The organism is Kushneria konosiri (genome assembly GCF_002155145.1).
In the GTDB taxonomy this organism is placed as follows: domain Bacteria; phylum Pseudomonadota; class Gammaproteobacteria; order Pseudomonadales; family Halomonadaceae; genus Kushneria; species Kushneria konosiri.
Window position 1 is genome coordinate 398055 of sequence record NZ_CP021323.1, and the last position, 24880, is coordinate 422934.

21 protein-coding genes and 1 riboswitch are annotated in these 24880 nt (G+C 59.6%); of the genes, 8 read left to right on the forward strand and 13 right to left on the reverse strand.

The features are described from left to right. Positions 1-194: 194 nt before the first annotated feature. Positions 195-318, forward strand: a riboswitch (TPP riboswitch). An 85-nt stretch (positions 319-403) separates the two neighbouring features. From thiC to B9G99_RS01925, 3 genes are all read left to right on the forward strand, one after another. After that, positions 404-2344, forward strand: a complete 1941-nt coding sequence (gene thiC, locus B9G99_RS01915; RefSeq protein ID WP_086620510.1) for a phosphomethylpyrimidine synthase ThiC — start codon at positions 404-406, stop codon at positions 2342-2344. Positions 2345-2521: 177 nt separating this feature from the next. Continuing rightward, entirely contained in the window at positions 2522-3289 is a 768-nt protein-coding gene (locus B9G99_RS01920) for a FadR/GntR family transcriptional regulator (protein WP_227875881.1), read from the forward strand. Positions 3290-3414: 125 nt separating this feature from the next. Next, positions 3415-5391: a beta-galactosidase gene (locus B9G99_RS01925; RefSeq protein WP_086620511.1), complete on the forward strand. Its 1977-nt coding sequence runs from the start codon at positions 3415-3417 to the stop codon at positions 5389-5391. A 134-nt stretch (positions 5392-5525) separates the two neighbouring features. Here the strand turns inward: B9G99_RS01925 and B9G99_RS01930 are convergent, their stop codons facing one another. The 3 genes from B9G99_RS01930 to B9G99_RS01940 all read right to left on the reverse strand — a co-directional run bounded on the left by B9G99_RS01930 (position 5526) and on the right by B9G99_RS01940 (position 8941). Then, positions 5526-7118: a solute:sodium symporter family transporter gene (locus tag B9G99_RS01930; protein WP_086620512.1), complete on the reverse strand. Its 1593-nt coding sequence runs from the start codon at positions 7116-7118 to the stop codon at positions 5526-5528. Positions 7119-7417: 299 nt separating this feature from the next. Continuing rightward, positions 7418-7807, reverse strand: coding sequence for a glutaredoxin family protein (locus B9G99_RS01935; protein ID WP_335617622.1), 390 nt, complete (start codon positions 7805-7807; stop codon positions 7418-7420). A 57-nt stretch (positions 7808-7864) separates the two neighbouring features. Then, on the reverse strand, positions 7865-8941 hold the full coding sequence (locus B9G99_RS01940; protein WP_086620514.1) for a hypothetical protein: 1077 nt from the start codon (positions 8939-8941) through the stop codon (positions 7865-7867). Between the two features lie 170 nt (positions 8942-9111). On the opposite strand from B9G99_RS01940, the gene B9G99_RS01945 reads away from it, so the two are divergent. After that, complete coding sequence (locus tag B9G99_RS01945; protein ID WP_227875882.1) at positions 9112-10047, forward strand: AEC family transporter; 936 nt, start codon at positions 9112-9114, stop codon at positions 10045-10047. On the opposite strand, the gene B9G99_RS01950 is transcribed toward B9G99_RS01945, so the two are convergent. The 6 genes from B9G99_RS01950 to B9G99_RS01970 all read right to left on the reverse strand — a co-directional run bounded on the left by B9G99_RS01950 (position 10048) and on the right by B9G99_RS01970 (position 14033). Beyond that, the gene (locus B9G99_RS01950; protein ID WP_086620516.1) at positions 10048-11040 is read right to left on the reverse strand and encodes an adenosine deaminase; all 993 of its coding nucleotides are present in this window, start codon (positions 11038-11040) and stop codon (positions 10048-10050) included. Between the two features lie 210 nt (positions 11041-11250). Continuing rightward, positions 11251-11529: a peptidylprolyl isomerase gene (locus tag B9G99_RS01955; protein ID WP_086620517.1), complete on the reverse strand. Its 279-nt coding sequence runs from the start codon at positions 11527-11529 to the stop codon at positions 11251-11253. 150 nt (positions 11530-11679) lie between these two features. Continuing rightward, the gene (locus tag B9G99_RS01960; RefSeq protein ID WP_162494978.1) at positions 11680-11862 is read right to left on the reverse strand and encodes a CsbD family protein; all 183 of its coding nucleotides are present in this window, start codon (positions 11860-11862) and stop codon (positions 11680-11682) included. 139 nt (positions 11863-12001) lie between these two features. Then, positions 12002-12166 (reverse strand): CsbD family protein, encoded by a 165-nt coding sequence (locus B9G99_RS16650; RefSeq protein ID WP_115504156.1) that lies wholly within the window; start codon positions 12164-12166, stop codon positions 12002-12004. 170 nt (positions 12167-12336) lie between these two features. After that, positions 12337-12651, reverse strand: a complete 315-nt coding sequence (locus tag B9G99_RS01965) for a glutathione S-transferase N-terminal domain-containing protein (protein ID WP_086620519.1) — start codon at positions 12649-12651, stop codon at positions 12337-12339. A gap of 32 nt (positions 12652-12683) precedes the next feature. Then, positions 12684-14033 (reverse strand): hypothetical protein, encoded by a 1350-nt coding sequence (locus B9G99_RS01970; RefSeq protein WP_086620520.1) that lies wholly within the window; start codon positions 14031-14033, stop codon positions 12684-12686. 212 nt (positions 14034-14245) lie between these two features. On the opposite strand from B9G99_RS01970, the gene B9G99_RS01975 reads away from it, so the two are divergent. From B9G99_RS01975 to B9G99_RS01990, 4 genes are all read left to right on the forward strand, one after another. Beyond that, entirely contained in the window at positions 14246-15289 is a 1044-nt protein-coding gene (locus B9G99_RS01975; RefSeq protein ID WP_086623220.1) for a YihY/virulence factor BrkB family protein, read from the forward strand. 88 nt (positions 15290-15377) lie between these two features. Then, a complete protein-coding gene (locus B9G99_RS01980) occupies positions 15378-15596 on the forward strand; it encodes a hypervirulence associated TUDOR domain-containing protein (RefSeq protein ID WP_086620521.1) in 219 nt (72 codons plus the stop codon). Positions 15597-15646: 50 nt separating this feature from the next. Next, positions 15647-15985 carry a DUF3140 domain-containing protein gene (locus B9G99_RS01985; protein WP_086623221.1) on the forward strand — a complete coding sequence of 113 codons (339 nt, stop codon included), beginning with the start codon at positions 15647-15649 and terminating at the stop codon, positions 15983-15985. Positions 15986-16093: 108 nt separating this feature from the next. Further along, positions 16094-16600 carry a hypothetical protein gene (locus B9G99_RS01990; protein ID WP_086620522.1) on the forward strand — a complete coding sequence of 169 codons (507 nt, stop codon included), beginning with the start codon at positions 16094-16096 and terminating at the stop codon, positions 16598-16600. A 7-nt stretch (positions 16601-16607) separates the two neighbouring features. Here B9G99_RS01990 and B9G99_RS01995 read toward each other — a convergent pair whose 3' ends face one another. The 4 genes from B9G99_RS01995 to B9G99_RS02010 all read right to left on the reverse strand — a co-directional run bounded on the left by B9G99_RS01995 (position 16608) and on the right by B9G99_RS02010 (position 24859). Further along, positions 16608-16802, reverse strand: coding sequence for a hypothetical protein (locus tag B9G99_RS01995; RefSeq protein ID WP_086620523.1), 195 nt, complete (start codon positions 16800-16802; stop codon positions 16608-16610). Between the two features lie 171 nt (positions 16803-16973). Then, on the reverse strand, positions 16974-19211 hold the full coding sequence (gene glgB, locus B9G99_RS02000; protein ID WP_086620524.1) for a 1,4-alpha-glucan branching protein GlgB: 2238 nt from the start codon (positions 19209-19211) through the stop codon (positions 16974-16976). Next, positions 19195-22671 (reverse strand): maltose alpha-D-glucosyltransferase, encoded by a 3477-nt coding sequence (gene treS / locus B9G99_RS02005; protein WP_227875883.1) that lies wholly within the window; start codon positions 22669-22671, stop codon positions 19195-19197. Before treS ends, glgB begins: the two co-directional genes overlap by 17 nt. A gap of 139 nt (positions 22672-22810) precedes the next feature. Continuing rightward, positions 22811-24859, reverse strand: coding sequence for an alpha-1,4-glucan--maltose-1-phosphate maltosyltransferase (locus tag B9G99_RS02010; protein WP_227875884.1), 2049 nt, complete (start codon positions 24857-24859; stop codon positions 22811-22813). Positions 24860-24880 lie beyond the last annotated feature (21 nt).

Sequence of the window (24880 nt, forward strand, 5' to 3'; positions counted from 1 at the left end):
AATTTTTCATACTGGAGACCAGCAGACGCTTTGCCTAGCGGACCAAAACCTTTCATGACGCTATGCACCTTGAATTAGCCTTTTAGCAGATGGGACTTGATGCTGCAGGCTGAGGGTTTGACGAATGGGCAAATCAACTGCCTTGACGTACCACGTACGACGAGCACAGACTGGGCCCGCGATGGCCTGACCATTGCTGCTTGACGGGGTGCCGGTGGAACCGGCTGAGATCACCTTGTGTCGCCTGGCGATACCACGGTGGATCCCGATGAACCTGATCCGGCTAATACCGGCGTAGGGATCAAGCGAAGGGTCCACGCTACCATCATGGCATCTCGCAACACCTCCCCTTCTCTGCCTACGCGGTGCGCCGGCTGACTGATGTCACGCTCTGGAGCACACCATGATCGATACCACCGCCGCTCACGACGCACGTTCACCGCGCCGCGACCGGAAATCTCCGACCTTTCTGGCCGATACCGCCAAAGTGAACGGTGCCGCCATTGCCCCGCTGCCCGCCTCGCGCAAGGTCTTCATTGAAGGCTCGCGACCGGACATTCGAGTACCGATGCGCGAAATCAGCCTCTCGCCGACCACCACCCGTGATGGCATCGAAGAGAACCCGCCGCTGCTGGTCTATGACACTTCCGGCCCCTATACCGACCCGGACGCCGACATCGACATCCGTCGCGGGCTTGCAGATCTGCGCCGCACCTGGATCGATGAGCGGGGTGACACCGAGTGGCTGGATGGCCCAACCAGTGAGTATGGCCGCCGCCGCGCCGAGGACCCGCGCCTGTCGACCCTGCGCTTTGCCCTGACGCGCACGCCGCGACGCGCGAAGGCAGGTCAAAACGTGACCCAGCTGCACTACGCCCGCCGCGGCATCGTGACCCCCGAGATGGAATTTATCGCCCTGCGCGAAAATCAGCGCCGCCAGCAGATGGGTACTGCGGAGGTCGAGCGCATTTTGGGGCACCAGCACAAGGGGGAAAGCTTCGGCGCCCGCCTGCCGGAAGAGATCACGGCAGAATTCGTGCGTGAGGAAGTGGCCCGCGGGCGGGCGATCATCCCCAATAACATCAACCACCCCGAAAGCGAGCCGATGATCATCGGGCGCAATTTCCTGGTGAAGATCAACGGCAATCTGGGCAATTCGGCGGTGACTTCCTCGATCGAGGAAGAGGTCGACAAGATGACCTGGGGCATCCGCTGGGGCGCCGATACCATCATGGATCTCTCGACGGGCCAGAACATTCACGAGACCCGCGAGTGGATTATCCGCAACTCGCCGGTGCCGATCGGCACGGTGCCGCTGTATCAGGCGCTCGAGAAGGTCAATGGCGTGGCCGAAAACCTCACCTGGGAGATCTTTCGCGACACGCTGATCGAGCAGGCCGAACAGGGGGTGGATTATTTCACCATCCACGCCGGCGTCAGGCTGCACCATGTGCCGATGACCGCCGAACGCACTACTGGCATTGTCTCGCGCGGCGGCTCGATCATGGCCAAGTGGTGTCTGGCCCATCACGAGGAGAGCTTTCTCTACACGCACTTCGAGGAAATCTGCGAGATCATGAAGGCCTATGATGTCGCCTTCTCGCTGGGGGACGGCCTGCGCCCTGGCTCAATCGCCGATGCCAACGACGCTGCCCAGTTCGCCGAGCTTGAAACCCTGGGCGAGCTGACACAGATCGCCTGGCGTCACGACGTGCAGGTGATGATCGAGGGGCCGGGGCACGTGCCGATGCACCTGATCAAGGAGAACATGGACAAGCAGCTCGAATGCTGTGACGAGGCGCCCTTCTACACGCTGGGGCCGCTGACCACCGACATCGCCCCGGGCTATGACCACATCACCTCCGGCATTGGCGCGGCGATGATCGGCTGGTACGGCTGCGCCATGCTCTGCTACGTCACGCCAAAGGAGCATCTGGGCCTGCCCAACCGCGACGACGTCAAGACCGGCATCATCACCTACAAGATTGCCGCCCACGCCGCGGATCTGGCCAAGGGCCACCCGGCCTCACAGCGCCGCGACAATGCCCTTTCCAAGGCGCGCTTCGAGTTTCGCTGGGAGGATCAGTTCAATCTGGGACTCGACCCGGACACTGCGCGGGAATATCACGACGAGACCCTGCCCAAGGACTCGGCCAAGGTGGCGCACTTTTGCTCCATGTGCGGGCCGAAGTTCTGCTCGATGAAGATCAGTCAGGAGGTTCGGGACCACGCCCGGGAACGAGGCCTTATGGGCACGACCGATGAGGAAACCCTCAAGCGCGGCATGAGCGAGCAGGCAGAGCGTTTCAGGGAGGAAGGCAGCGAACTGTACAAGGAAGTTTAAACCGCCAACGACAAGAGCCCCGGCAAGCCGGGGCTTTCTTTTCTCGAGAGTCCACCACTTTTAAAACCACTTCTCGTGCTTACCGCGCCCGACCAATGTCTATAGGTCCATTGTCAGACAAGCGTTGAGGTAAATATCAGACATTATTATATTTATATCTGATATTTGGAGACGCCTGTGTCCGATAGACAATCCCTGCCTCATGCGCCCGCCAATGCCGATGCCGCGACACTGGCTGCCGCTCTGGCCCATACCATCCTGTCAGGCCGATGGGTCTGCGGTGATACCGTCCCTCGCGAGATGGATCTTTGTGCGCATTTCGGCGTCAGTCGCAATCGCATCCGCAACGCGCTGGCAACGCTAAGTGCCTGCGGTCTGATCGAGCGCACCGCTGGCCGCGGGACCGTAGTGTGCAATATTTCGGAATGGCACCTGCTGGACCCCAACATGAGCCTCTGGCTGTCCCGGCTGGAAACCCCGCATCCGCGACTGGTACATGAAGTGTTTGCCTTTCGTCTGGCGGCCGAACCCTACGTCAGCGAACTGGCTGCACGTGCAGCCACGGCGCTGGATCTGGCGCAGATTGAAAGCGCCTTCAACGGCATGTGTGATACCGCCCATGACCCGGCGCAGCGCGGCGCTCATATCGATCATGATGTGGCCTTTCATGATGCCATCTATCGCGCCAGTCACAATCTGGTCTGGCGCCAGATGGGCATTTTACTGCGTCCCTCGATTGTGGCCCTGATTCAACGCTCTCATCACCGCGTTGATCGTCTCGACGACAGCCTGGAGCGGCATCGCCGGGTGCTGGAAGCCATCCGCATGCGCCAGCCCGACGCAGCTCGTGAAGCCACTGAACATGTGCTGGCGCGTACGGCCACTGATCTCGAACTGTCAGGACGCCTCCCCGAGCTGCGCCCCGGGGTCAACGTCAGTCCCTGACGCGCACTACCTTGTGCATACGCCGCGACCTGACGCACTCAAAGCCATTTTCAGGGCTTTCACACCCATCATGTCCGGATCTGATGTGAAAGTCCCATTACCCACTCATCTTCATGGAGCCCCTCATGCAATTAGGTGTCTGCTACTACCCCGAACACTGGCCGTCACAGCGCTGGGCCGACGATGCACGCGCCATGGTCGAGGCCGGTATCAGCGTGGTACGCATCGGTGAATTTGCTTGGAGCCGACTGGAGCCACGCTCGGGCGAGCTGCAGTTTGAGTGGCTGGACAGGGCCGTGGCCACACTGGCCGAGGCGGGGCTTTCCATCGTCATGGGCACACCCACCGCGACGCCACCCAAATGGCTGGTCGATGCCCATCCGGAGATTCTCGCCGTGGACGAGCATGGCCGGCCGCGCGGCTTCGGGTCACGTCGTCACTACTGCTTCGCTTCACCGGTCTATCGCACCCAGAGCGAGCGCATTGTTCGACTGATGGCCGAGCGTTATGCGAACCATCCGGCCATCATCGCCTGGCAGGCCGACAACGAATATGGCTGTCATGACACCATCCTCAGCTACTCGCCGGCCGCGCGCGAAGGCTTCGGCCATTGGCTCGAGAAGCATTATGGCGATGTTGAGACGCTGAATCATGCCTGGGGCAGCGTGTTCTGGAGCATGGAAGTCACCGGATTTGAACAGATCGAGGCGCCGGTCGGTACCGTGACCGAACCCCACCCGGCCATCGTGCTCGATTATCGCCGCTACTGTTCGGATCTGGTGGTGACCTATAACCGGCTACAGGTCGATACCCTGCGTGGCGCCGGCGTGTCCGTGGATATTATTCATAACTTCATGGGACTTTTTACAGAGTTTGATCATTTCGACGTCGCCCGCGATCTCGACATTGCCAGCTGGGATAGCTATCCGCTGGGCTTTTTAGAGCGCGGTGCGCATGACGAGGCCACTCGAGATTACTATCGCCAGCAGGGTCATCCGGATTTCGCCGGATTTCACCATGATCTTTACCGCGCGATGTGTCAGGGGCGCTGGTGGGTCATGGAACAGCAGCCCGGGCCGGTCAACTGGGCCATCAGCAATGCCGCGCCCCTGCCCGGCATGGTCCGCCTCTGGAGCCATGAAGCCTTCGCCCACGGCGCCGAGGTGGTGTCCTATTTTCGCTGGCGTCAGGCCCCCTTCGCTCAGGAGCAGATGCACGCGGGCCTTTTGCTCCCCGACGGCAGTCAGTCCCGTGCCTGGCAGGAGCTTTTGGCCGTGCGTGACGAACTCCCCGGGCTGGCGCAGCAGGACATCACCACGACCCAGGCATCGGTGGCGTTGATGTTTGACTATAGCGCCGTCTGGGCCTGCCAGATTCAACCGCACGCCGCTGACTTTGATGCCCTTGAGCTGCATTTAAGCTGGTATAGCGCCCTGCGCCGGCTGGGTCTGGATGTCGATATTATCCCGCCGACGGCCGCGCTTGATGGCTATGCCATGGTCGTCCTGCCGTGTCAGGTCATCGCCGATGAAGCCTTGGCCCAAAGACTCGAGACTGCCCATGCCTCCGGGTCGCGGCTGATCATCGGGGCACGCTCCGGCTCGCGAACGCCTGATTTTCAGATACCAGCCAATCTGGCGCCCGGCCCGCTGGCCCCACTGACCGGGGTGACGATCGATCAGGTTGATGGCCTGCGCCCCGGCGCCCGGCCACGCCTGACTCTGCCCGGCAGTCCGCAGGGCCACGGCCTGCGCTGGCGCGAGCAGCTGGATGAGAACCGCCTGAAGGCTCGTATTGTCCATCGCTTCGAGGATGGTATGCCGGCGGTGACCGACCATCAGGGCGTGACCTACCTCACCGCCTGGCTGGACGAAGACAGCATGATGGCGATTTTCGCCGAGGCAAGTCGCGCCATCGATATGGCCACCACCGTACTGCCCGAGGGGGTCAGGCTGCGCCGTCGCGGCACACTCTGTTTTGCCTTCAACTACGCGCCCGAGCCCCGCCATCTACCAGATCATCTGATCCCGGCAGCGGGCTATCTGGTCGGCGGTACGACGCTTCCCCCGGCCGGCGTCAGTATCTGGTCGATAGCGCACTGATCCTGACAGCCGGATAACGACACTGCCCCCGCTCGGATAACCGACGCGGGGGGCAGTGCTTTTATAAACAGTACGTTTGTGGACAGTGGATCAGCGCCTGCGATCAATCCCTTCACAGGCGCTGCATGAGAAGGCTAGATAAAGGCCAGATAGATGGCGACCACCAGCGCCAGCAGCGCAATGCTGGCCGGCCATGCCTTGCTCCAGGGGGTCATGTCGATCGCGCCGGCGTCCTGCTGCACCCAGGGTTCGGCGCGCGGTCTAATTTTGCCGATCGCCAGCATCATCAGCACCAGCAGCACCATGACAATCGCGATGAAGTGGAAATTGGAGACGATGTCGACCACGCCGGTCAGCGGCGGCACAAAATAGAAGGCAGCGATGATCACACAGCCCAGAACCAGCGCCAGATTGGCCGCGATCGCCGGCACACGCCGGGTCAGAAAGCCGACCAGAATGACGGACAGCAGCGGGATGTAGTACAGCGAATTGACCTTCTGAACGTAGACAAACAGGCTTTCCTGACTGGCCATCAGCGGTGCAATGGTCATGGCCGCAATGGCCATCAGCCAGCCCGACCATTTTGAAGCGCGTACGACCTGAGCATCGGTAGCATCGGGCTTCAATCGGGCCTTGTAGACGTCAAGACTGAACAGCGTGGCCGTGGAGTTCAGCGCCGAGTTGAAAGACGACAGGATGGCGCCAACCATGGCGGCTGCAAAAAAGCCGGTCAGCGGTGCCGGCAACACGTCATGCACCAGCTGACCATAGGCGGCATCAGCCTTGACGCCTTCGCCGGTATACATGTGAAAGGCAATGATGCCCGGCAGCACCAGATACAGCGGCCCGAGCAGTTTAAGCAAACCGGTTAAAAGTACGCCCTTTTGTCCTTCCGCCAGCGTTTTGGCGGCAAAGGTCCGCTGAATGATCTGCTGGTTGGTGCACCAGTAGAACATGTTCAAAAGCAGCACACCGGTAAATATGGTAGAGAAAGGCACCGACTGGTTCTCGGTCCCCCAGGAGCGCAGCTTTTCCGGATGGCTGGTCTTGAGCGTTTCCCATCCCGCCAGAATGCCATGGCCGTCACTGATGGCATTGAGACCGAAATAGACAATCATCAGCCCACCGATCAAAAGCCCCACCCCATTGATGGTGTCGGAAATCGCAATCGAGCGCAGTCCGCCAAACAGCGCGTAGATGGCGCCGCCAACCCCTACCGCCACAATGGTCAACACCAGCAGTACCGCGTTGGATTCGATGCCGGTCAGTGTCTGCAGATCCAAAAGCCCCATCAGTCCCAGCGCACCGGAGTAAAGAATACTGGGCAGCAAAATGGCGGCGTAGGCGACCACAAAAATGATATTGGCCAATAGCTGAGTCGTGCGGTCAAAGCGCAGCGCCAGAAGCTCCGGTACGGTGGTCACGCCGCTTTTAAGAAAGCGGGGCAGAAAGAACATGGCCATGGTGACCAGCGTGACGACGGCAACCACCTCCCATGCCATGACCGATAGCCCATCGGTAAAGGCGGCGCCGTTAAGTCCTACCATCTGCTCGGTCGATAGATTGGTCATCAAAAGCGAGCCGGCAATGATCGGGAAGGTCAGACTGCGCCCGGCCAGAAAGTAGCTGCTGGAATGGCGATGATCATCATGACGCGTTAGACGCCAGGTGATAAAGGCGACCAGCGCAGTAAAAAAGAAAAACGACACCAGAGTCAGCGCATTCATGACGTTGCCTTATGGAGACAAAAGGAGATGGCTACAGGAAATCGCCAAGTCTATCGTGGCGAAAAAAGCAGACCATTCGCAATTTGTCTTACTTATGCATCGTAAATGTCCAACAATTTAGAACATTTACTAAAAGTCATGATGTTGTTAGATGAATCTGCCCTGATGACGAGATGGCTTTTGCATTTTCGAAGCCATAAAAAAGACCCTACCGATGGAAAATCCGAGGCGTCAGGAACCATGTCTTAAACGAAAAAAGGCCCCGGCAAACCGGGGCCTTTTTCAGCCTAAAAGCGACATCATGCTGCGGGCTGCGGCTCGAAGCGCTTTTGCAGATAGCCCTTGATGTCGTCGGACTCATACATCCATTCGGTCTGACCGTCTTCACCCTCAATGGCCAGACACGGCACCTTGACGCGCCCGCCACCGGCCTTGAGGGCCTGTCGGGCCGCATCGTCGTGCTGGGTATCGCGCAGAGCGATCGGCAGCGCCAGACGATGCATTTCATGGCGCACCTTCACGCAGAAGGGGCAGGTGCGAAACTGAAAAAGCGTCAGCGTCTGACAGGCGCGATCCACCTCGGCCTGCGCCTGGGGGTTACGGGTGACCGACTCGGGACGACCGAAGCGGTCGCGGGCAATCATGACAGGCGCCAGCACCAGCCGCACGGTTTTGAAAAAGTAACGCATGACGATTTTCATGATGACACCACAGGGAAGTAAAACGAAGGGACGGCGCCCATGATATCAGCCCTGGCCGCCATGGTTGACCCCCGCGGCCCGGGGGATCATCTGCAGGAGGGTCCAGGGCGCTTCGCAGGCGTACTTCTGGTCACGTTCGGCGTCGTGATCACCCAGCGCCAGTTCGCGGTCATTGTCATACACCACGAACAGACGGTCATGATCCAGCACCGCCAGCCCCTCGGCCTTGTGGGTAAAGACCAGCGGTTCCCCAGTGTCATTTTCCACCAGCGCTGGCGCCATGCCCTGGGTGAAGTCCGCCATATCGATTCTCCAGAGATAACCACCGATGCTGTCGATGCCGCCCTGCTCGTTTTCAAAGCTGGTCAGTAGATAAAGCTGCTGGTTGTAATGGTCATATTCCAGACTGGATAGACCACACAGATGCTTCACGGCGTCGAACCGGCCGGGGTCGAACGCATAGTGCTCACGCATCTCGTCAACAAACACCAGCTGACCCTGCTCATTGATCCGGTAATGAGCACCGACCACGCGGCAGACATAGTTGAAATCATCAAAATGCTGGCCCTGTTCACGCACACCGAACAACAGCAGGCCGTCTCCCTTATCGGCTGGAATGGCCGCCAGCCCTTCGATCTTGTAGTAGGGCATGCCGATGGCCGCCGTCAGGCGCTGACGCAGCTCGAGTGATCCTTCCACGCCGTCACGCGGGTCCGGGTCCACGACCTGCACCCGGTCAGGGTCTCCCAGCGGCCAGATCAGCAGGTGGTTATAATCGTTGAGAGAGTCGTCGTCAGGCTGGATGCGATCAAAGCCGGTGGTGGCCAGCACATGACGGCCATCCACGGTGAGCGCGAAATCCTCATACTTGATGGCTTGGCGAATCAGCGGCTGAGTGTAGTAGGACAGCGTCTCTTCCTGTGGACGCCCCTGATCGTCGATATCGACGGCAAAGACCGAAGAGCGCTCGGCGCCGGGCACCGGCTTGTCACTGCCCAGAATCAGACGCTGACCGTCATACACCACGGCGGAGATTTCGGCATGAACCAGCTGCTGGCGCTCATCGGTCAACCCGACCGGAAAGCAGTGCAGTGTATTGTGATATAACGAACGTGCCTGCATGGTATGGCCTCTTGTCCGGGTGATTCAAAACGGCAATATCTACTGTCTGGCGTCGGCGCCTGGTCGATACAACCCCTTGAGCCCCTTGTTCACACCGTCATCTGCTGTTTTAGCCGTGGCCTGAAGGTCGGGCGTCTCCGGTGATGGCGTTCCACTGCGGAGATCCGTGCTTGGAAGTTCTTGCCATTACCGCCCCCATCTTCATGTTGATTGCGCTGGGCTATCTGGCTGTCATGGGCGGCGTGGTGACACGAGACCATGTGCACGGCGTGGGGCGTTTTGTGGTCACACTGGCCCTGCCGGCACTTATCATACGGGCCCTGAGTCAGCATGCGCTGACGGAAGTCTTCAACGCGCACTATCTGCTGGCTTATGGTCTGGGCTCGCTGTCGGTTCTGCTGATGGGGCTGGCACTCACCCGGCGACAGGGGCAGCGTCTGGACCATGGCGCCATCATGGCCATGGGCATGGGGACCTCCAACAGCGGGTTTATCGGCTACCCCATCGCCGTGATGGTGATCGGCCCTACGGCCGGGGTAGCACTGGCGCTGTGCATGCTGATCGAAAACATGCTGATGATCCCCTTGAGTCTGGCGCTGGCCGAGGCCGGCCGCCAGCAGGGTGTCTCGGTTTTTCGAATGCTTTTGGCCACGCTACGCCAGCTGATTCGCAACCCCATCATCATTGCGATCGTGACCGGCGCGACGCTGTCGCTGACCGGTCTTGATCTGCCGGAACCGCTCTACAAGGCACTCGACATGCTGGCCAATGCCTCGGCACCGGCAGCGCTGTTCGTCATTGGCGGGACGCTTTACGGGCTCAGAGTAAGGGGCATGTATCGTGACGTGGCACAGATTACGCTGGCCAAGCTGGTGATCCACCCGCTGCTGGTACTGCTGTTCTTTCAGATCTTCCCGATCGACAACACCGAGCTGATGATTGGTGCCCTGCTGATTGCCAGCGCCCCCATGCTGAGCGTTTATCCCATTTTCGGGACGCGCTTTGCCATGGATGGACTCTGCGCCGCCGCACTGCTGGTCGCCACGACCGGCGCCTTTTTCACCATCAGCGCCGCCATCTGGCTCATTCATCAGACCGGTGTCTGATCAGCACTCGGCCAGCGTCTTCAGCAACGTTTCACGGCGGGACTCGTCCATGAAGGCGGCTTCGATGGCGTTGCGGGCCAGCACGCGGAAAGCGTCTTCATCCCAGCCAAAGGCCTCATGACAGGCCATAAAGTTATTGAGCATGCCGCCACCGAAATAGGCCGGATCATCGGAATTGAGCGTCACGCACAGGCCATGATCGAGAAGACCGGGCAGCGTGTGGTCTTCCAGACGCTCAAAGACCTTCAGATACACGTTGGATAGCGGGCAGACCGTCAGCGGAATCTGCTCGTTGGCAAGCCGGGCCACCAGCGCTTCGTCCTCGAGACAGCGTACGCCGTGATCGATACGACAGACATCCAGAGCATCCAGCGCCCCGCTGATATAGGCAGCCGGCCCTTCTTCACCGGCATGGGCCAGTCTTGCGATGCCAAGCGTGCGAGCACGTTCGAACACGGCCGTGAATTTCTCGGGCGGATTGCCCAGCTCGGCACTGTCCAGCCCGATTGCATCGATCTGGCCGTACCAGGGGGCGGCCTGTTCAAGGACATCCAGGGCCTCTTCGACGCTGCGGTCACGCAGAAAGCTCATGATCAGTGCCGTCGACATGCCAAAACGACGCGAGGCTTCCTCACGCGCCTGGCCCAGACCGGCAAACAGGGTCCGCATGGCCACGCCGCGCGCCAGATGCGGTTGCGGGTCAAACGACAGCTCGATATGAACCACGCCATCGGCATGAGCGCGCTCGAAATAGGCCATCGCCAGATCAAAGAAATCCTGCTCGGTATGCAGGACGTTCATGCCCTGATAGTAGAGATCGAGAAAGGATTGCAGGTTGGTGAAGTTATAGGCCGCGCGGACCTCTTCAATGGAGCCATAGGGGAGCGCAACATCGTTTCTGGCGGCCAGCTCGAACATGAGCTCGGGTTCCAGCGTGCCCTCGATGTGCAGGTGCAGTTCCGCCTTGGGCAGCGTTTGTAGCCAGTCTTTCATGAGCACTTCCTCACAGTCCTGCAGTCAATCAGCACCGAAGTGCCGGATGATTCATCAAATATACGACCGGGGCCGTTTCACAACAGGCAGGATAAACCAGCCGCCCATCGGTGTCGCGCGTATGCCGGCATCAAGAGCCCAGCACCACGAAAAGGGGGCTGCCTTGCTGGCAGCCCCCCGGGGTCGATCCACCAGAGGTGGTGATCGTGATCAGCTGCGGCTGGTCACTTCCAGCAGGTGATAGCCGAACTGGGTCTTGACCGGGCCGTGCACCTTGTTGAGATCGCCAGTGAAAACGACTTCATCAAATTCGCGCACCATCTGACCACGACCAAAGGTGCCCAGATCGCCGCCCTGCTTGCCGCTGGGGCACTTTGAATGCTCGCGGGCCACCTCGGCAAAGTCCTTGCCCTGCTCGATCTCGGTCTTGAGCGCTTCGCACTCGGCTTCGCTGTTCACCAGAATATGTCGTGCGCTTGCCTGGGCCATGAAAGAGCCTCCTGAGGTTAAAACCCTGATTGTACGATGCCCCTGGAGTTAGCCATAGCGTCCTGGAAGCTTCGAATACAAAAAATGACCGGCCAACGGAAAGGGCCGCTCACTGAGCGGCCCTTTTGTTAACTCTTCACATCAGAAGCATTACTTCTTGATGGCGTCCTTGGCATTTCCCTTGGCGCTTTCGGCATGGCCTTTCGACTGCTGGGCCTTGCCTTCAGCTTCGGTCTCGGGATTGTCGGTTGCCTTGCCCACGGCTTCCTTGACCTTGCCCTTGACCTTGTCCATTGCGCCTTCGACCTTGTCTGACTTGGAATCATGAGCCATGACAATTACCTCCATGTAGAAAATACGATATCGAACGTCTGGAGCGATATCCGCGTATCCGTGATACGCATACTGCAGTGTAGACGGTTATGACATATTGCCAACGTCGTCAGATCGACTCGGACATGACCAGCAACGGTCAGTCCTTGTCGGCGGAATTGACCTTGCGCTCGCCCTTGGCCAAATCCTTCTCACCCTTTTTGACATGATCCTTGTCGCCCGTGGCCTTGCCGGTCTCCTTCTGGATCTTGCCGCCAAGCTTGTCGATCATTCCTTCTGCCTTGCTACCTTTCGACTCTGACATGCCAACCTCCTGTTCTGCATGATAATGCCGACGAGACCTGATACTGCCAGGCGCTCGTATCGAAACCCATATCTACAGCATAGACGGCGCCAGCCGGTCGTCAGCCATGATTTTGTGAATGAATGTGACGGATTGGCCACAGCTATTCAGGCTGTATTAATCGCACTCGCTCAGGCGAACTGCTGGCGAAGCCAGGCCACGATATCGGCAGACTCGTACATCCAGTGAGTTGCGCCGGTCTCCTGAGTGATGCGCAGACACGGCACCATCGTGCGGCCGCCACCCTCAAGCAGCTCGTCGCGCGCCGATGAATCCTCGCGGGTGTTGCGCAGCTCGATGTTGAGCGACAGCCGTTCGATTTCATGCAGCACGCGCCGGCAAAAGGGGCAGCTCTCATACTCATAGAGCGCCAGTGACCGGCACTGCCGGTCCACTTCCGCCTGCTCCTCGGGGGTGCGAGACACTTCATCGGTATTGCTCTGCATTGATCTCTCCTTGCATGGTTTGAGCCTCACTTTCAGGGCGTGGATTCCTCGATATCCACGATCCCCGAGCGGCTCATATTGATTTTCCAGCGCTGAATGGTGGTTTTCTGGGAACCACGGATGGCGCGCGCCACCAGGTTGATCTGATAGCGACGCTCGACCACTTCGCGATTTACCTCGCCATCGAGCAGCTGATAGACGTGATGATGGCTGTCTTCCAGCAGATTCGCGATCACTGAAAGGTCGAGCATCATGATTTCGCGGGTTTCCTCATAGCCACTGAGAAACCGGGTCGGCAGCATCTTCGAACGGCTTCGATACTGAAGGATCACCTCTTCGCGCTGAGTCACGCCGCCCCCGCGAGTCGCGCGAATCTCGTCATCCAGCCGCTTGAAGCGGACATAGTCGAGCCATTCACGCTGCTGGCCGACCATTTCGTTGCTGTGCACATCGAAGTACTGGCGTATCCACTTGGGCCTTCCCCGCCGTAACCAGCGCCACAGCGTATTGCGCAGATCTTCCTTGAAAACCTCACGCATGGCATACAAAAGCGCCAGTATCAGTACAAAACGCAGGGTCAGATCCCCCACCAGATTACGGGCTTCCAGCATCATGACCGAAATCACCAGCATCACGACGCCGGTAGCCAGCGCCTTGACACCGCGTTCCTCCCAGGCGCCCAGCTCGCGCGTTCGCTGCTTGAGCGTCACCGGGTATTCAATCAAGCGTCGCAGCAGTCGCATCTTGTTGGAAATGCGCGACGGGCTCTGTGACGCACGGCTTGAGTTGTATCGATGCTCGCTGCGATAGCGGCTTTCAAACCGGCAGATCTCAAGCAGGTCATGGCGCGCCATCGCCTGCGAATCCTCCCACTCGGGCAGACCGGAAATCAGCTTCAACAGCCGCTGTTCGGTGATCCAGGAGAGGTAGTTATCAATATTGATAAAGTACTTGAGCTGATTGTCATCGCCGGGGCGGTTACGCCGCATGCGCTTGAGCACATTGCGCGAAAGCTCGATGATCTCCTCCAGGGCTTCCACGCTCACCCGGTCGGGATGCCCTTCCAGCGGCGCAATCAGACGCTCGAGCGCCACCACATACTGGTAGGCATACAGGCTCAGGCTCAGGCGATAACGCTCGGGCGATTGTCGGTCCCGGCGTGCCAGGCGGCTATGCGCCAGCGGCAGATGACGCTGATTGCTGTAGTAGGTGCGCTTTAGATGGATGGCGTTGTGATAAAAACTGCCTTCCGAGACGACATTGCGATGAAGATCGATCTCTGCAGGTACGAACAGATAAAGATCGAGCCCGTGCTCGGTCGCTTCCCTGAGCACTCGCGAGATCTTGATGTTGAAACCTTCCCTGCGCTCTACACTGACCAAGAACGTAACCCTTGAAGCATGACGTGATTGAGATACTGATACCTTTATCGCATGGCACTCACGCGTTTCACGCACCATGACCTGGTTCGAATCTCAATGATGCATTATTGCCGCTACACTGGGAAACGCATCAGCAGGGTCTTTCATTTTATACGCAGGCACCTGAAGACATGATGCACCTGCCTGAATCGTTCAACCGGGGTAATCAAACCATGCAGGACACCACCAACAAGCATCGTGGCAGGGACCGGGGGCACAACACCACGTCCCCGTTCGCCATGCCGGGGCTGGGCTGGAAGGACACGCTCCTGCGCGTCAAGCGCCAGATTGAGGCCAATCACGCCACCCTAATTGCTGCCAGCATCGCGTTTTACGCCTTTCTGGGCATCTTTCCGGCCATCGCTGCCTTCATTTCGATCTGGGGGCTGGCCTTTGATCCACAACAAGTGCAGGGCCAGATCGAAATGCTCAGCAGCGTTTTGCCCGAAGACGCTGCCAGCATCATTCGCCAGCAGGCCCTGTCAGTGAACAACAATGCCGGCACCGGCATGAGCATTACCGCGATTGCAGGCCTTGTCTTTACGGTCTACAGCGCCTCCAAGGGGATGAAAGGGCTGATGGCAGGGCTCAACATCATCTATGGGGAAAAGGAAGAGCGCGGTCTGATCAAACTGACGCTGAGGACCTGGGTACTGACCGGGGCCATGATGGTAATGACCATCCTGACGCTGGGCACCATCGCTGTCCTGCCGCCGCTGATCGCCTGGCTGCCCTTTGGCGATACCCTGACAGCGCTTCTCACCTACATCCGCTGGCCCATTTTGCTGATGCTGGTGATCACGGCCATCACGATTCTTTATCGCTACGGGCCCGATCGGGCCCCGTCACGCGTCAGCTGGATCAGCGTGGGGTCCGTCACGGCCACCCTGCTCTGGGCAGTAGGGTCGATCGGCTTTTCCATCTATATTCGAAATTTCAGCAGCTACAATCAGACCTACGGCACCATTGGTGCAGTCATGGTGCTTTTACTGTGGTTCTGGCTGTCGGCCTTCATCGTGCTTCTGGGGGCGGCGCTCAACTGTGAGCTGGAGCGCCAGACCCGTGAGGACACGACGACCGGCAAACCCAAACCAATGGGCGAGCGTGGCGCCTGGGCCGCCGACACCGTGGCTCGTGACAACCATGATATCGGCGAAAACGCCTTTACCAATGTCAGCAGCGTACCGACCGGAGAGGATCGCCACAGCGACAATTGAATTATCCGGTACCTCCATGCCGTGATGGACCGACAAACGAGTTCCCATACGGCGCTCAACCCACCATGAAGCAACAGGGAGCGTTTTCATGAGTGAGCATTATCGTCAGCGTCAGCGCGTGAAGTGGAAATGGGGTGACAACTGGACCGAGGGCAAGGTGACCCGCAAATACACCGAGAAGGTGACCCGGCGTATCAAGGGCAGCGACGTCACTCGCAATGCCACCGAGGATGAGCCGGCCTACATGATCAAGCAGGATGATGGCGACCGGGTACTCAAGCTTCACAAGGAGCTGCGCAAGGCCTGAGCCGTCATGTGATGGCCCATTTTTATGGTTTGCGTGTCAGGGAGGACACCATGAGTGATGACCACGAAGCGATTTATCAGGACTTCAAGGAAAGCGTCAATATGGCGCCGAAAGAGCTTGAAGAGTGGCTTGAAACCGACGAGTCGAAATCGGTCGGTGACAGCGGCGGCGGCGGTGAATCCACTGGCCATCAATCCGGTCGGCGCATCGTCGAGATCAAGAGAAAGCGCAAGGCAGAGCTTGATGACAACGATTACAGCCACATGAAAAAGGTCAATCAGTATGTGGCACGCCACCTCAAGCAGCCGCCCCAGAAAGAGGACAAGAAGACCTCGCGCTGGCGCTATTCGCTGATGAACTGGGGGCATGACCCCCTCAAGTCATCGTAACCGACGGGTTGTAAACGCTTAACTGAAACTGGCCTTCGATATTCGTGCCGGGCAGGCCCGCCAATCGACTGCCATGCTTTCCAGGAAACATGACACAAGGATGACCCCATGAAGTATCGTTCACTGCTCGCAGGCGCTGTCATGATGAGTGCCGCCGCCATGGCACAGGCCAGCCAGCCGGCCACCGACGGCCTCTATTCTGCCGATAAGCTGATGGATGCAGACGTCCATCTTCAGAACGAGGATCAAACCATCGGAGAAGTGGAAGACCTGCTGTTTGGCGATGACATGACCCTTCAGGCCATCGTGATCGAAACCGACGATGACAGTTTCGATCCACAGGATCATGGCTATGTCATTCAGCGCGGTGATTTTACGGTCGAAACCAGTGCCGACACCGATCTTGACGACCTGCAATACAACGTCATCGTCAATCTTGATCGTGATGGGCTCAAGCAGCAGCCAACATGGAGCAATGACTGGTGGCAAAAGGCACGCCAGCAGGCTTCACAGACCTGGCAAAAGACCAGCGATGCCGCCAGCAGCGCCTGGCAGGATACGCGCCAGGCCACGTCCAACCTGTTGCAGCGAGCCGGCGAGGCGCTGGAAAACTGATCCCTGCCTAGCCGTCGAAGCTGCGCACCGGATCGCTTGAAACATCCGGACAATGCCCGTCATGGTGGTCACACCAGGCGGGCATTTGATTACCCCGCTCAGGCACCAGAGCATCGCCGCGCATAAGAACAAACAGCGCCAGCAATATCACCGTCAGCAGAATGGCGATATCGATGAGGGGATAATGTCGATGGTGACGCATGGCGACCTCCCGTCCTGTCGATCGGGGCAGCCTCAGGTCTGACGATACAAGGCGGCGACCCCCTGTCTGGATAAGCACCTTCTCATATTGAAGAAGCTTTAGAGGATCGCCGCGATGCACGTTTTGTCGCACATGGCGTAGCGGGACTACGCCATGTTCATGGCTACCGGATCAGTTCAGCGCCTTGCGCCCCGGTTTAAGGATGACAGCACCCAGCGGTGGCAGATGCAGTGACAGCGTAAACGGATGGCCATGGCTTTCACGTGCCTCGCTGTCACGCCCGCCATCGTTGCCGGCTCCGGTGCCACCATAGGCGCTGGCATTACTGTTGAAGCACTCCTGCCAGTAGCCTGCCGAAGGCACGCCGACCCCATAATCCGACAGCGTCTGCGGCGTCAGATTGAGCACCACCAGCATCGGCTCGCCCTCGCGACTCCATCGCAGCCATGCCAGAACGCTGTTATGGGCATCATCACCGATCACCCATTCAAACCCTTCCGGGACACAGTCCTGCTCATGCAGGGCGGGCTCACCGGTATAGAGCCCGTTGAGATCACGTACCAGATTCGAGATGCCCTGATGCTCGCTGTCGGCCAGCAGGAACCAGTCCAGCTCGCGGTCGTGACTCCACTCACGAAACTGCGCCAGCTCGCAGCCCATGAACAAAAGCTTCTTGCCCGGATGGGTCCACATCAGCGAAAGGCAGGCGCGCAGATTGGCAAATTGCTGCCAGCGATCACCCGGCATCTTGTTGATCAGAGATCCCTTGCCGTGCACCACCTCGTCATGGGAGATCGGCAGCATGAAATGCTCGGAGAAGGCATACACCAGCGAAAAGGTCAGCTCGCCGTGATGATAGCGGCGATACAACGGGTCCTCGCTCATATAGCTCAGGGTGTCGTGCATCCAGCCCATGTTCCACTTGTAATGGAAACCAAGCCCACCTTCGGATACGGGACGACTGACCCCGGGCCAGGCCGTGGATTCCTCGGCGATCATGATGGCGCCCGGCGCCTCTTCACCGACCACCTCATTGAGGTGTGTCAGAAAGTCGATCGCCTCCAGATTTTCCTGGCCACCGTGGCGGTTGGGAACCCACTCCCCTTCCTTGCGGGAATAGTTGCGATAGAGCATCGAGGCCACGGCATCCACGCGCAGGGCGTCGACGTGGAAGTGCTTGAGCCAGTAAAGCGCCGAGGCCAGCATGAAGCCATGTACCTCATGACGCCCGAGGTTGTAGATGTAGGTGTTCCAGTCCTGATGAAAGCCTTCACGAGGGTCCTGGTACTCATAGAGCGCCGTGCCGTCGAAGCGGGCAAGCCCATGCGCATCCGTTGGAAAATGCGCGGGCACCCAGTCGAGGATGACGCCGATCCCGGCCTGATGGCAGGCATCAACGAAAGCGGCAAACTCCTGCGGCTTGCCGAACCGGCCGCTGGGCGCGAACTGTGACAGCGGCTGATAACCCCAGGACCCCCCAAAGGGGTGCTCCATGATCGGCAGCAGCTCGATGTGGGTAAAGCCCATCTCCTTGACGTAGGGAATCAGCCACCGGGCCAGATCGCCCCAGCTGTAAAGCTCGCCCTCATCACCACCGTGACGCCGCCAGGACGCCGCGTGCACTTCATAGACCGAGATGGGAGCATCTGCACCATGACGCGAGGCCCGCTCTTCCATCCATGCCTGATCCTGCCAGTCATGGGCCAGCGGCGCGGCCACGACCGATCCGGTTTCAGGCGGCGACTGGGTTGCCCGCGCCACCGGGTCGGCCTTGAGCGGCAGGAGCCCTGACTGGCCGAGGATCTCGTATTTATAGACAGCGCCTTCTTCAAGACCCGGAATGAAGATCTCCCAGACTCCGGTGGGCTGGCGCAATCGCATCGGATAGCGCCGTCCGTCCCACCCGCAGAACTCGCCGACCACCGACACGCGCCGGGCGTTGGGCGCCCAGACGGCAAAACGTACGCCTTTCACGCCGTCCACCGTCATCATCTGTGCCCCGAGGCAGGTGCCCAGCTCACGGTGATTGCCCTCGCCGATCAGATAAAGATCCAGCTCTCCGAGCAGCGGCCCGAAGGCATAAGGGTCCTCGACGATCTCCTCGCCGTGCGGCCATCGAATGCGCAGACGATAGGGAACGAGTCGATCCAGTCGACCCACAAAAAGATCCGGCACCTGACCCGGCTGAAGCCGGGTCAAAACACGCTGACTGTCGCGTTCGAGCAGTTCTACACCGATGGCGCGCGGCAAAAAGGCCCGCACGATCATCTCGTGATCGACGTCATGTGGCCCAAGCACGGCAAAGGGATCGCCATGGGTGCCCTCGACCAGTGCCTGCGCGGCGTCAGGATGCAGGGATGTGCTATCGAGTGACGCGCTGTGAACGTCCTGTTTACTGCGAGTCGTCATGATGACCCTCCCCTGGTTGGGACATGTCATTGGCCGAGCGTGCGCTCAGTTCGTCAAAAAGTGTCACCATCCCACGCATGGGAACGCTCAGCCAGGCAGGCCGGTTGGCCGCCTCGTAGGCGATTTCATAAGCCGCCTTCTCCAGCGTGAACAGCGACAGCGCGGCGCTGGCACCATCCTCGAACTGCCACTGATGACCGACCTGATGCGTGGCCTGGCGGTAGGCCAGCAAAAACGCCTGCGTGACCCGGTGACGATAGTCCTCGATCACATCCTGGCTGACCGCTTCCCGGTCATGGGCCACGTCAGCACGGTAAGCGTTATCCAGCGCCATGGCCGAGGCATAGTCAAACGAGCGCACCACACCCGCCACATCACGCAGGGGGCTGCTCTTCATGCGGCGCTCGTCAAGCGAGCGAGCCGGTTCGCCTTCAAAGTCGATAATGTAGGCATCGTCATGGGACACCAGTACCTGTCCCAGGTGCAGATCCCCGTGGGTGCGCGTGCACAGGCTGCCTTGCGCATGATGGGCGAATGAATCGGCCATCTCATAGAGTGAGTCACGTCGCTGAAGCAGCCAGTCGGCGAGCTGCTGATCCTCTGCGCTGGCATTGGCCTTGTGGCTTTCAAGGATCTCCATGGCCCGAGCCAGCTGGGTACGTACGCTCTCGGCCCACGCCTGCGTTCGGGCTTCATCGGCAATTTCGGGGGCAAAGTCGGCTTCCGGCGTTTCCATGGCCAGCAGGGTGTGCATCTCACCCAGTCGCTGTCCCAGAAGGCCTGCAAAACCGGTCAGGGTCGCCAGCGGATCGTAGGCGTCATCCTGCTCGGACTGGACCATCTCGCTGACGTCACGGATGGCGCGCTCGAGCGTATTGAGCGTCCACTCCCAGGCATCGCCCTGGTTATCGATATACCCCTGCAGCACCATCAGCACGTGCGGCACGCCCTGATCGTCAACACGGGTGACCTCACCCAGCATCGGCGCAATGTGGGTAAAGCCGCGCTCGGTCAGATATCGGCCCATCTCCGCTTCAGGATGGATGCCGCGCTCGATCCGGCGAATCAGCTTGAGCACCATGCGGTCGTTGATGATCACGGAGCTGTTGGACTGCTCGGCGCTCAGATAACGCAGCTCGGCGTCCTCCGGCACCCGTTCCATGTCATCCAGAAGCGATGTGGCGCGGAAATGAAGCTCACCGGGATGCGAGGCATCGGCGTCCAGCTCCACCACGCTGTGGCTCAGATCGAGTACCGTGCCTGCCCGCAGCGCCTGAATGACCGCCATGGGCAAACCCGGCATCGCAAAGGCATCGGTCAGCAGTCCGACTTCCCGGCCGCGACGAATACGGGCGATGGCCAGTTGCTGCGGCAACAGTGCCGTTTCATCCTCACCGATCATGCCCAGTGGCAGCACATAGCGCTCGTGAGACGAGGCCTCGTTGCCCTGATGTGCCTGAACCTCGATCTCGCCCAGCAATATCGCTGGTGCCTCGGAGGCCTGCTCATCGCCGGCCGGGCCTTCCAGACCAACGGCCCAGGCCAGCGAGACCCGGTCAATGTTGCTGTTTTTGGCAGCAAACCAGCGTCTGCGCGGCAGATACTGCGGCAGGCTTTCGTTTTCCAGTGAACGGCGTGTCTTGCCGGTACCAATCTCATCCAGACGCCGCTTGATCACCAGCGTCAAAAGCTCCGGCATCATTTCCTGAGCCGGCGTATGCCATTGCGGCATGGCCGTTTCCGAGGCCAGCAGGAACCAGTAAAAGCCATAGGGCGGCAGGGTCAGCAGGTAGCTGAGCTGACCGATGGGCGGGAAGCTGCTGCCCCCGAGCATCTCCACCGGCACATGACCTTCCCAGCTGGAAAGATCCAGCTCCACGGCCTGCGCCGAGCGTGACACGTTGGCCACGCACAGGATGGAGTCCACCTGACCGCTATCTTCATGGGTGTATTCGCGGATGTAGGCCAGAATGCGTCGATTCTTGGGATACAAGAGCTTCATGACACCGCGGCCGAATGCCTTTTGCTGGCTGCGTACCGCCAGCATGCGTCGCGTCCAGTTGAGCAGCGAATGGGGATCGCGAGTCTGTGCCTCGACGTTGATGGTCTGAAAACCGTACAGGGCATCCATGATCGGCGGCAGCACCATGCTGGCCGGATCAGCGCGCGAAAAACCACCGTTGCGGTCCATGGACCACTGCATGGGCGTGCGCACACCGTCGCGGTCCCCCAGGTGGATGTTGTCTCCCATGCCGATTTCATCGCCGTAATACACCGTCGGCGTTCCCGGCATCGACAGCAACAGGCTGTTGAGCAGCTCGATACGCCGACGGTCCCGCTCCAGCAGCGGGGCCAGACGGCGGCGAATGCCCAGGTTGATGCGTGCACGACGATCGGAGGCGTAGTGATTCCAGAGATAGTCGCGCTCGCGGTCGGTCACCATTTCAAGCGTGAGCTCATCATGGTTACGAAGGAAGACGGCCCACTGGCAGTTTTCAGGAATTTCCGGGGTCTGGCGCAGGATATCGGTCACGGGGAAGCGATCTTCCTGAGCCAGTGACATATACATGCGCGGCATCAGCGGGAAGTGAAACGCCATATGGCACTCATCCCCCTCACCGAAATAGGGGCGCGTGTCCTCGGGCCACTGGTTGGCCTCGGCCAGCAGCATGCGATCCGGAAAATGTTCATCGATGACCGCACGAATGCGCTTGAGCACGTCGTGGGTCTCGGGCAGGTTCTCGTTGTTGGTGCCTTCACGCTCGACGAGATAGGGAATGGCGTCAAGGCGCAGACCATCCACCCCCATCTCCAGCCAGTAGTGCATGACCTTCATGACCTCATCGAACACGACAGGATTATCGAAGTTCAGGTCAGGCTGGTGCGAGTAGAATCGATGCCAGAAATACTGGCCGGCTACCGGGTCCCACGTCCAGTTGGAGGTCTCGGTATCCAGAAAGATGATTCGGGTGCCGCTGTAATGAGTATCGCTGTCTGACCAGACGTAGAAATCACGCTCGGGCGAGCCCTTGGGCGCATGTCGGGCACGCTGGAACCAGGGATGCTGATCCGAGGTGTGGTTGATGACCAGCTCGGTGATGACACGCAGGCCGCGGGCGTGCGCCTCCTCGATAAACTGCTGCGCCTGCTCGAGCGTGCCGTAGTCCGGGCTGACCGCACAGTACTCGGAGATGTCATAGCCGTCATCGCGTCGCGGTGACGGATAAAACGGCAGCAGCCAGATGGTATTGACCCCCAGACCCGCAATGTAGTCGAGCCGCTCGATCAGCCCCTGAAAATCGCCGATGCCGTCGTTGTTGGCGTCATAAAAGGATTTGACGTGAACCTGATAGATGACCGCGTCCTTGTACCACAGCGGATCCTTGATAAAGGCAGGTTCTCCCTCGCCGGCCGCCATGGCCTGCTGGGACGATCCGGATACATCACTGGCATTCATCATGAGACATTGTCCTCCTCGCCACGACACGCGGTCGCAGACGATCGTGTTGCGTCATCCCTGAAAAAAGGCATGTCACCGTGACTGTCGCGTCATGCCGACCGCATTGAGCCACTCAGGGCATGCCATTTCGTCTGCGAAACTACTGCACCAGACGCAGGCGCCAGATGCCAAAGGGCATCTGCGGTGTCAGGTGCGTGCTCTGCCACTTGCCATGCCATGTCCATCGGTGACCGGTCATCAGATCCTCGCCGTGGGTATCGGCATGATCCTCCAGCCCCAGCTCCCACAGCGGCAGCTCGAAATGGCCGGACTGGTCGTGGAAGGGATCCAGACTTATGGCCACCAGCACCACATTGCTCATGTCGGGCGTCGACTTGATGAAATAGAGAATGCGGTCGTTGTCGATGGTGCCAAAACGAATGCCCAGATGGGTCTGAAGCGCCGGGTTGCGGCGACGAATCCAGTTGAGCCGGGCGATTTCGGCACTGATATTGCCGGGGGCAAAGTAGTCACGCGTCTTGAGCTGGTATTTCTCGGAATCGAGATACTCCTCCTTGCCCGGCACCGGGGCCGCCTCGCAAAGCTCGAACCCTGAATACATGCCCCACAGGCCCGACCCCATGGTGGCCAGCGCCGCCCGGATCAAAAAGCCCGGACGCCCGGACCCCTGCAGAAAGGTCGGATTGATGTCAGGCGTATTGACGAAGAAGTTGGGCCGATAGCATTCGCGCAGCGGTGATTCGTTGAGCTGAGTCAGATATTCGGTCAGCTCGGCCTTGGTATTGCGCCAGGTGAAGTAGGTGTAGCTCATGGTGAAGCCGACCTTGCCCAGACGTGCCATGATGGCTGGGCGGGTAAAGGCTTCGGCAAAGAAGATGACATCCGGGTCATGCGAGCGGATGTCGGCAATCAACCACTCCCAGAACGGGAAAGGCTTGGTGTGCGGGTTGTCCACACGAAAGATCTTCACGCCTTCATTCACCCAGCCCTGCACCACATCGCGCAGTGCCAGCCACAGACCGGGGATAGCGTCCTCGGCGTAGAAATCGACGTTGACGATATCTTCGTACTTCTTGGGCGGATTTTCGGCGTAGCGAATCGTTCCGTCCGGGCGCCAGGCAAACCAGCCCGGGTGTTCGGCAAGCCAGGGATGGTCCGGTGAGCACTGGATGGCGAAATCCAGCGCGATCTCGAGTTCATGCTCGTGAGCGGCTGCCACCAAAGCACGAAAGTCCTCAAGCGTGCCCAGCTCCGGGTGAACGGCGTCATGACCGCCGTGCTCGTTGCCAATGGCGTAGGGACTGCCCGGGTCACCGGGACCAGGCGTCAACGTGTTATTGGGCCCCTTGCGATGGGTATGGCCGATGGGGTGAATGGGCGGAAAATAGAGGACGTCAAACCCCATGTCCCGAATCGTCGGCAGCCGGGCATGCACATCGTTGAAAGTGCCATGCCGGCCGGGCGTCGGACTTTCCGAGCGGGGAAAGAGTTCATACCAGCTGGCAAATTCCGCCAGCGCGCGATCGACTTCCAGCGGCATGGTAGCGCTCTGGCTCAGATGACGCTGCGGATCACAGGCTTGCATGAGGGTTAGCGTATCGCGCGACAGCAAAAGCGCGACCTGATCGCTCTCACCTCCGGCAGTCTCCAATCGCGCCTTGAGCGACTCAAGCGCCCTAGCCTGCTCGTTGCCGGTATCGACGCGTTCCAACGCCCGGGAAACATGCGCCTGCCCTTCCTGAAGTTCGAGGGCAATCGGTACGCCGGCGGCGTGCTTTTTGCTCAGTTCGTAATGATAGGTGCCGTAAAGGTCCCACCAGGCCTCGACCACGAATTCGTGCGTGCCTGTTTCAGTGGGGGTGAAGACGCCCTCCCATAGGTCGTTACCCAACGGCTTGACCAGCGTCAGTGTCTCGCTGTGCCACTCATCCGTAGCGGTCGCCGAGTGCTGCGCACTTGCCTGCGTGCAGCGCCAGCGAACGCGGGCAGCCAGCACATCGTGACCGTCAGCGAAGATCACGGCGGTGACATTGACCGGTTGCCCGACGATGGCCTTGGCAGCAAAGCGGCCCTGCTCGACACCGGGTTCAATCTGTTCGATGGCAATGCGGTCGGCCATGGCAGCCTGCATTACCGGCGCATCCTGCTGCGCATCGTTTCGGGATGTATTGCGTTGCACCATCGACATTGCTGCTCGCTCCTTTCCCTG